Origin of the sequence: Ralstonia sp. ASV6 (assembly GCF_016429285.1) — a bacterium.
Taxonomy (GTDB): Bacteria; Pseudomonadota; Gammaproteobacteria; order Burkholderiales; family Burkholderiaceae; genus Ralstonia; species Ralstonia flaminis.
This window is the reverse complement of record NZ_JAELUI010000035.1, coordinates 37373-45305: the sequence shown is the minus strand read 5'-3', so window position 1 is coordinate 45305 and position 7933 is coordinate 37373. Positions and strand designations below refer to the sequence as shown.

At 64.7% G+C, this 7933-nt stretch carries 7 protein-coding genes; 3 read left to right on the top strand and 4 right to left on the bottom strand.

Annotated elements, in window-relative coordinates; translation table 11 throughout:
• Positions 1 to 81: 81 nt before the first annotated feature.
• Positions 82 to 516: a PaaI family thioesterase gene (locus JHD73_RS09270; RefSeq protein ID WP_199030002.1), complete on the bottom strand. Its 435-nt coding sequence runs from the start codon at positions 514 to 516 to the stop codon at positions 82 to 84.
• Positions 517 to 832: 316 nt separating this feature from the next.
• Between JHD73_RS09270 and JHD73_RS09265 the strand changes: the two genes are divergently transcribed.
• Positions 833 to 1963 carry a porin gene (locus JHD73_RS09265; protein WP_199030001.1) on the top strand — a complete coding sequence of 377 codons (1131 nt, stop codon included), beginning with the start codon at positions 833 to 835 and terminating at the stop codon, positions 1961 to 1963.
• 18 nt (positions 1964 to 1981) lie between these two features.
• Here the strand turns inward: JHD73_RS09265 and JHD73_RS09260 are convergent, their stop codons facing one another.
• Positions 1982 to 3040 carry an ABC transporter substrate-binding protein gene (locus JHD73_RS09260; RefSeq protein WP_199030000.1) on the bottom strand — a complete coding sequence of 353 codons (1059 nt, stop codon included), beginning with the start codon at positions 3038 to 3040 and terminating at the stop codon, positions 1982 to 1984.
• A gap of 160 nt (positions 3041 to 3200) precedes the next feature.
• On the opposite strand from JHD73_RS09260, the gene JHD73_RS09255 reads away from it, so the two are divergent.
• Both JHD73_RS09255 and JHD73_RS09250 read left to right on the top strand, forming a co-directional pair.
• Positions 3201 to 3881, top strand: a complete 681-nt coding sequence (locus tag JHD73_RS09255) for a response regulator (RefSeq protein ID WP_199029999.1) — start codon at positions 3201 to 3203, stop codon at positions 3879 to 3881.
• The gene (locus JHD73_RS09250; RefSeq protein WP_199029998.1) at positions 3859 to 5319 is read left to right on the top strand and encodes a sensor histidine kinase; all 1461 of its coding nucleotides are present in this window, start codon (positions 3859 to 3861) and stop codon (positions 5317 to 5319) included. The genes JHD73_RS09255 and JHD73_RS09250 overlap by 23 nt, the downstream gene beginning before the upstream one ends.
• A gap of 30 nt (positions 5320 to 5349) precedes the next feature.
• On the opposite strand, the gene JHD73_RS09245 is transcribed toward JHD73_RS09250, so the two are convergent.
• Both JHD73_RS09245 and JHD73_RS09240 read right to left on the bottom strand, forming a co-directional pair.
• Entirely contained in the window at positions 5350 to 7020 is a 1671-nt protein-coding gene (locus JHD73_RS09245; RefSeq protein WP_199029997.1) for an S-layer protein, read from the bottom strand.
• Positions 7021 to 7254: 234 nt separating this feature from the next.
• The gene (locus JHD73_RS09240; RefSeq protein WP_199029996.1) at positions 7255 to 7737 is read right to left on the bottom strand and encodes an Rrf2 family transcriptional regulator; all 483 of its coding nucleotides are present in this window, start codon (positions 7735 to 7737) and stop codon (positions 7255 to 7257) included.
• Between the last annotated feature and the right edge of the window lie 196 nt (positions 7738 to 7933).

Genomic DNA, 7933 nt, shown 5'->3' with positions numbered 1-7933 from the left:
GTCGAACGGATGGCTTGAGCATCACCGGTTGCGTGCGCAAAAAAGGGGGCGCTAAGGCCCCCTTCTCTTTGTTGCCGCGTCTTACGGACGGCGGATCACACACGTAGCCGTGGCATGCGCCAGCAGCGTGCCGTCCTGCGTCTTGAGCGTGCCCTCCGACACGCCGATCGTGCGCGAGACATGCAGCACGCGGCCAACGGCCACCAGCGGCGTATCCACCGGCACCGCCTTCACCATCTTCACGTTCAGGTCGACCGTGCCGTAGCCGACGCCGGCTTCGAGCATGGAATGCACCGCGCAGCCCGTCACCGAATCAAGCACCGTGGCGGCAAAGCCGCCGTGCACGCCACCCAGCGGATTGAGGTGGCGGCGGTCGGCCTTGGCGCCAAAATGCACGACGCCGGATTCGATGGCGTCCATCGACATCGGGATGGTTTCGCTGATGGACGCGCGCGGCAGATCACCGCGCGACATGGCCTGCAGCAATTGCAGACCGGTCATTTGGGACGGATGCATGGGGAAGGTCGGGTTGGATTGAGAAAGACAGAAAGACGACTCGACACTCTACTCCGAGCCGGGTTTCTACGACTGCAATGCGTTGCAGCGCGCGCCGCAACAACGCTCCCGATCCGCGCGCAATCCACGCCCCCAATGCGGGCGAACCCTAACGTTGCGCGCACGCCGACGCGAAAGGCTCCAGAAAGGTGGCCCCCTCTACGCTCGCCCAGCGATTGCATCGGGCGGCCTGATTGACTGGATTCACCGCCCTTGCGCGTTCCCTCAAGCCGGCATCACGACCGGACACCATCACCCACAAAGGAAGGAGACTTCAATGTCCCGTATCAAGTTCGCCCTCGCGGCGACTGCGGCCGCTGCGGCCACCCTGGCCACCACCGGCGCCCATGCACAGGCGTCGAACGTGACGCTCTACGGCCTGATCGACACCACCATCAGCACCGTCAACAACACCAATGCGGCCGGCGCACGCACCACCGGCTTCCAGGTGCCCTGGTTCTCGGGCAGCCGCTGGGGCCTGACCGGCAAGGAAGACCTGGGCGGCGGCACGTCGGCCATCTTCCGGCTGGAATCCGAATTTGAGACGCCGACCGGCAACATGGACACCCCGGGCGTGCTGTTCAACCGAGACGCCTGGGTGGGCCTGTCGAGCGAAGCGCTGGGCAAGCTGACCTTTGGCCGCCAGAACGCGATTGCGCGCGATATCTCGGCCATCTACGGTGATCCGTACACCAGCGACAAGGTGGGCCTGGATGAAGGCGGCTACACCAACGTCAACAACTTCAAGCAGCTGATCTTCTACGCAGGCAGCGCCACGGGCACGCGCCTGAACAACGGTGTGGTGTGGAAGAAGATGTGGGACGGCCGCTTCCTCACGGCCCTGGGCTATCAGTTTGGCGAAGTGCCGGGCCAGTTCTCGCAAGGCAGCACTGAGTCGCTCGCCCTGGGCTACAACGGCGACAGCTTCCACCTAGCGGGCTTCGCGCAGCAGGCCAAGGTCAACGGCTTTACCGACCGTTCGTACTCGGTGGGCGGTAACGTGATCCTGGGCATCTTCCGCATCAACGCCGGTTACTTCCACTACACCGGCGAGCAGCCGGCCGCGATCGGCAACCGCAGCGACAACGCCTACACCGTGTCGCTGAAGGTCGCCCCGCAAGGCGCGTTCGACTACGAGATCGGGTACCAGATCATGAAGGCGAACAACGCCGCCTTCGACGCCAACGGCAACACGCTCAACGCGTACGCGAGCGTGCTGGGTGCCACGGCCTCGGGCAGCGGCCGCAAGAGCACGCTGTACGGCTCGGTGTTCTATCACGTGTCCAAGCGCACCGAGTTCTACGTGGCGGCCGACTACATGAAGCTGAAGGATCAGTACATCGTGGGCTCGACCAACGGCCACAACAGCCAGACCGAGTTCGGCATCGGCATGCGCACGCGGTTCTGATCGAAGCGCCTGACGTAGTTAGCGTTGCTCGCGCACCTGATCGACAAACTTGTTGGTATAGGTGCGCGAGAGATCGATGTGCTTGTCGCGCGCGTTGGCATTGCTGGTGGCAAGGACGCGCAGGACGGTGGGTGGGCCGTCGTCCGGCATGCGTCCGTCGGTGCTGAAGGTGGGCAACGCGGCGGCAAGCGATTTGACGTAGAGCTCAGGATGTTCGTGGCGGAATTCAGCCGGCATGCGCGCGGCAATGTCCTCCGCGTTGTGCGCGTGCATGTAGCGCAGGGTCCGCACGAAAGCGCGGGCCAGTTTGGTGGCCAGTTCCGGGTGGGCTTCGAGCCATTCGGTCTGCAGGTACAGGCACGCCGCCGGATACGGGCCGCCCAGCGCGGCACGCGTGCCTTCGAGCGTGCGCAGATCGAGCAGCACGCGGGCTTCGCCGTTGCGCACCAAGCGCGAGACGGTCGGGTCGGTGGTCATGCCGGCATCGATGCGGCCGCTGCGCAGCGCTTTGACGAAGCTGTGTTCTGCGCCGACCGGCAGCATGGTGTAGTCACCCGCAGGCAGTCCTTGCTGGGCCATCAGGTGGCGCGTGAGAAAGCTGGTGGATGCACCCAGGCCCGTCACGCCCAGTGTGCGGCCGCGCAGCTCGCGCATCGATTCCACCGTGGTGGGCAGTCGCGTGGACACCACTTCCGCCTCGCCCGGCACCTGGCTGAAGACCACGATGGCGCGCACTTCCTTGCCCTTGGCCTGCAGGTCGATCGTATGGTCGTAGAAGCCGACCACGCCTTGCGCGAAGCCGGTCAGCAGTTCGCTTTCCGCATCCACGCCGGCGGGCTGTGAGAGTAGCTCCACCTCCAGCCCTTCGTCACGGAAGTAGCCCAGGCGCTGTGCCAAGGTGGCGGGCAGATAGATCATCTTGGCCGTGCCGCTGACCATGATGGTCAGGCGCGTGGGGTCTTGCGCCAAGGCGTGCGAGGTCACTGCCGTCAGTGTCACCAGACAGGCAGTGAGCAACGGCGTGATCCAGCCCCGGGAGCCGCGTGTGCGGGCACCCCTGCAGGTAAAAACACCCATTGAGTTGTCTCCGGCTCTTTTGTAGATATCGGTATCGCGCGCGCTGCAACATTGGGCCAATCAGCAAGTGATGCCCCAAGCGCACGCGTAGGCAGCCGTCACCATTCTAGGAAGCGGCAACCCACAAATCGCTTTCATTTTTCAGACGCGCTGTTTTCGTATGAAGCTGCTCCTGATCGAAGACAACGCCCCGTTGGCGCACTGGCTCTCTGAAGCGTTGCGCCGCGCGCACTTCACGGTGGATCACGCCACGGATGGCGAATCCGCCGATACCCTGCTGCTCACGCAGCATTACGACGTGGTGCTGCTCGACCTGCAGTTGCCGACGCTGTCGGGGCAAGGCGTATTGCAACGTCTGCGCAGTCGCCGCAACGCCGTGCCGGTGCTGATCCTGACCGCCAGCGGCGGTATCGACGACAAGGTTGCCTGCCTGGGCGCCGGTGCCGATGACTACCTCGTCAAGCCGTTCGAGATCCGCGAGCTGATCGCGCGCATCCAGGTGTTGGTACGGCGCAGCACGCCCGATCAATCCGTTGAACTGCACTGTGGTGACCTGACCTACCACACGGGCAGCCGCACCTTTGCGCTGGCCGGCCAGCCGCTGGTGTTGCCCGCGCGTGAGCACACCGTGCTGGAAATCCTCATGCTCAAGCTCGGGCGCACGGTGTCCAAGCCCGCGCTGGTCAACGGCGTGTTCGGCCTGGACGATGAGGCCAGCCCCGAAGCCATCGAGATCTACATCCACCGCCTGCGCAAGAAGCTGGAGCATTCCGCCGCCACCATCGTCACGCTGCGCGGCCTCGGTTACCTGCTGCGCGATGCTTCGACCCAACCCTCCTGAGCAACCAGCGGCACGGGCGGCAGCACCGTCCACCTCACGCGCGCGCAGCCTGCGTGCGCGGCTGGTGTTGTGGCTGGCATTGCCGTTGGTTGTCTATGTGGCGGCCGATGCCTGGCTGGATCTGGCGGCCGCGCGCCACAACGCTGATCTCGTGCACTACCACTCGCTGGACACCGCCGCGCAAATGATCAGCGGCCAGATCGAATGGGAAGAGGGTCGCCTGCGCGTATCGGTGCCGCCGGCAGCGCTGGCGGTGTTCGCCGCGCCCGAGACTCCCGTGCATGACCAGATTGCCTATCAGGTCAGTACCGAGCATGGCCGCCTGCTCGCGGGGCGGCTGGATTTCGGCACGCGCCCCGCCTTTGATACCGCGGGCCTGGCCGACACCGGCACCTATGCCGATCTGCTGGAGGGTCAGCCCGTGCACGTGGCCGCAGTCGTGCGCACCATGTACGACGCCGGACGCACGGAGCGTGTCGTCACGCGCGTGGCGCAAACCATGAACGGCCGCGACGCAATGATCCGGCAGTTGTGGTGGCCTTCCACCGTGCGCCAGCTTGCGCTGGTGGGCCTGGCGCTGGCGATGATCCTGATCGGGCTGACACTGGAGCTGCGGCCGATTCTGCGGTTGGCCGGCAACGTGTCGGCACGCGCGCCCACCGATCTGGCACCGCTCGATCCCGAGGGCCTGCAGCGCGAGCTGCAGCCGATTGCCGGTGCGTTCAATCAATATCTGCAGCGCATTGCCGACAACGCACTCACGCAGAAGCGCTTTATTGCCGATGCGGCGCACCAGATGCGCACGCCGCTGGCGATTCTCGACACGCAGATGCAGGTGGCCGCGCAAACCAACGCCGACGATGCGCTACACGAAGTGCTGAAAGCCGCGCGCACCAGCACGCGCAATCTGGCCGATCTCATCAACGATCTGCTGTTGCTCTCGCAGGCCGAAGCCTCGGCTGCCACCAGCGAAACGGTCGAACTCTTGCAGGTGGCGCGCACCGTGCTCGAAGACCTCGCACTGCTGGCCGACGGCCGGCGTATTGACCTGGGGATGGAGGCGGCAGAGCAGCCGGTCTGGACGTCGGGCAATCGCACGCTGGTTGCGGCCCTGCTGTTCAACCTGGTGGACAACGCCGTGCGCTACACGCAGGAAGGCGGACACGTCACCGTGCAGGTGTCGGCCGACTACGGTTGGGCCATGCTGACGGTGACTGACAACGGCCCCGGCATTCCGCCCGATGCGTACGCACGCGTGTTCGAGCGCTTCACGCGCCTGGCAGGCACGCAGACCCAGGGCAGCGGCCTGGGCCTGGCGATCGTGCGGCAGATCGTCGATCGCATGGGCGGGCAGATTGCGCTGGCGCCCGGGCCGGGCGGCACCGGGCTGGCGGTGACGGTGTGGCTGCGGCGGGCCGGGGCGCCGGCCGCCGCTTGAGTTGCTGCCGTAGCTGCCTTTACGCTGGCCTTACTGCACCGACACAAACACCGGGTTCGAGTAGAACCACAGGTCGTTGTAGTTGCGGTCATTGATGGCGTTGAAGCGCGCCACGTTTTCCGTCACGACCGTCTTCTGGTCGGGCAACGGGTTGCCGTTGCTGGTCTCGCCCGACACGTTCATGCCGAGGTTGGTGCCGCGCAGGCGGAAGTACTGGTTCTTGGTTGCCGTGGTGGTGTACGTGACGCTGTTGTAGCCGTCGGCATCGACTTTCCAGTCCGCCTTGGTGAAGGTGGCGACGACCTTGGTGGAGTCGTTGGTCGCCTTCGCATACGCAGGCGTGCCGGGGGCGGCCTTGGGGCCAACGTCACCGGCGATCAGGTCAACGTGGTCGACCACCGGGCGCATGTTGGCCTTGAAGCCGCTGCCCAGCGGGTACTCATAGTTGTTGTGGTCGGGGCTCTTGAAGCGGATGGTGATCGTCAGCTTGTCGCCGGCCTTCGCGGTGAGCGTGCCACCCATGTCAGCCGAGGCGGTGGCGTTGTCAGCGTGAAAGTCCAGCGCATTGATGAGATCGCCAAATACGCCGAACGATTTGCCAGAACGCATGGCGCCCAGCAGCGTCTTCAGGTCGGTGCTGGTGCCCGGCAGCCAGAGGTAGGTCTTGGCATATTCACCGGGGTAGTAGCCGCTGCTGAACTGCTGGGTGGCGTCCACCTGGAAGTGGTGGTCGGAATCCGCAAAGTTCCAGACGCGGCGGCCTTCGCCCAGTAGGGCATCCCAGACGCCACCGACTTGCGCGACCACGTAGTCGACGCCGCCGTAGGTGCGGTTTGGCAGATTGGCGTCGATGTAGGCGCTGTTGTAGCCGCCGCGATCGGGCTCCATCTGGTTGCCGACCATGCCCTCGATGCCGAACATGATGTCGGGCGCAGTGTCGTTGAACTGGCGGAAATCCGCCACCGTGTACTTGCCCGGGTTGCGCGACGGGTGGTTGATCAGGCCGTAGCTGGTGTTCGGGTAGTTCGTCTTGAGCCAGTTGAAGGCGTTCACCACATCAGCATGCGTGCTGCCGGCGCGCGGCCCTTCCTGCTGCCATGCCGCCACATCGTTCGGGTTGAACAGCGCGGCGGCCTGCTGCGTGAAGAAGTACTCGAACTTGTTTAAGCCCTTTGCAGACGTCTGCAGCTTGTCGGTGCCCTCGAAGATGCCGACGTTCAGGTGATCGTGCGTGGGCATGTCCCACTCGGTGGCCGAGAAAATCAGCTTGCCCGTGTACTTGCCGGCGGCTTGTGCCTGCGCAATGGCCGGCATCTCGTACTGCGCGATCCCCGCCGATGCTGCAATCGACCCGCCCGGCAGCGTGGCGCCCGTGGCATCGCGCGGCGACGGACGCAGGTGGTTGGACACCGCCATCCAGTCCAGGCGGTTGAGGTTGAATGCGTGATCGAGCACGCTCGCCAGCGGCGTCACAGCATCGGCCGACTCGGCCGTGTGCACGTGCAGGTCGCCCGTCGTCCACACGCCTTGCGGCTTGGCGGGCGGGGTCGGCGTGGTTGGGTTGGTGGGTGTTGGGTTGGCCGGCGTCGTGTCGGTGCCGGCGGTCTTGGTGGCGTCGTCACTGCCGCCGCAGGCGTAGAGGCCGAGGGACAGGAACACAGGCACAGCAATCGCGATCAGCGTCTTTTTGGTTGAGAGCATCGTGGTTTCCAGTCGGTGTGATGAGGTCGGGCAAACGCTTCTGGCCATCCATGCGTGTGGGTAGCTCTTGCGAAGATGAAACGTTTGCGCGGGCCGAATCTTGGTGACCGACGATGACGCTCAGGTGAATTCGGCGCAGGAGGTGGCGTGCTTTCCTTAGAGAACGCTGAGTTGCCCTGGTGAGCGGGTTGCGCGCGGGGAAGCGTTCTGGCGGGTGGAACTGCAGCGACGCTGCTACCGGCGCGAGGCCGGCTTGGCGCGCGCCCGCGGCATCGGCAACGCTACGCCCTCCCCCAACGCCCGGCTCAACGCATTGGGCTTATCGACCAAATCCTGCAGCGTGTACGTGTCGAGCACCGCGAAATACGCCCGCAGCGCGTCGTTCAGTACGCCGCGTAGGCCGCACGCGCGGGTGATGACGCAGTGGTTGTCGTCCGCACGGAAGCACTCGACCAGGCGGAAGTCGGGTTCAGTGGCGCGCACCACATCGCCCAGGTTGATCTCGGCAGCGGGCCGGCCCAGCGCGATGCCGCCGGCACGCCCGCGCACGGTGTGCAGGAAGCCATCGGCCCCGAGCTGCTGCACGATCTTGATGAGGTGGTTCTTGGGAATGTCGAATGCATCGGCAATGCGCTGGATCGTGACCAGTTCGTCCGGGTGCACGGCCACGTAGATCAGCGTGCGCAGGGCGTAGTCGGTGTAGTCGGTCAGTCGCATAGTGGGTGCGTTGTGCGTAAAACATTTATAGAAGACACATCTTACGGGTAAGCCGCCGCCTTGGATGCGCCGGTTTGTCGCAGGCATTATTGTTGTATAGAAAATGCACGTTTAATAGAATCAGTGTCAGGAAGTCGCAAGAACACGCTGCAGCACGCCAGAAGTGCAACGGCGCCCCCGTCTTATTTGTTGCATT

Excerpts from the sequence above, each read along its gene's own strand:
- JHD73_RS09265 (WP_199030001.1), top strand. The coding sequence starts at position 833 with ATGTCCCGTATCAAGTTCGCCCTCGCGGCGACTGCGGCCGCTGCGGCC.
- JHD73_RS09270 (WP_199030002.1), bottom strand. The coding sequence starts at position 516 with ATGCATCCGTCCCAAATGACCGGTCTGCAATTGCTGCAGGCCATGTCG.
- JHD73_RS09240 (WP_199029996.1), bottom strand. The coding sequence starts at position 7,737 with ATGCGACTGACCGACTACACCGACTACGCCCTGCGCACGCTGATCTAC.
- JHD73_RS09250 (WP_199029998.1), top strand. The coding sequence starts at position 3,859 with ATGCTTCGACCCAACCCTCCTGAGCAACCAGCGGCACGGGCGGCAGCA.
- JHD73_RS09260 (WP_199030000.1), bottom strand. The coding sequence starts at position 3,040 with ATGGGTGTTTTTACCTGCAGGGGTGCCCGCACACGCGGCTCCCGGGGC.
- JHD73_RS09245 (WP_199029997.1), bottom strand. The coding sequence starts at position 7,020 with ATGCTCTCAACCAAAAAGACGCTGATCGCGATTGCTGTGCCTGTGTTC.
- JHD73_RS09255 (WP_199029999.1), top strand. The coding sequence starts at position 3,201 with ATGAAGCTGCTCCTGATCGAAGACAACGCCCCGTTGGCGCACTGGCTC.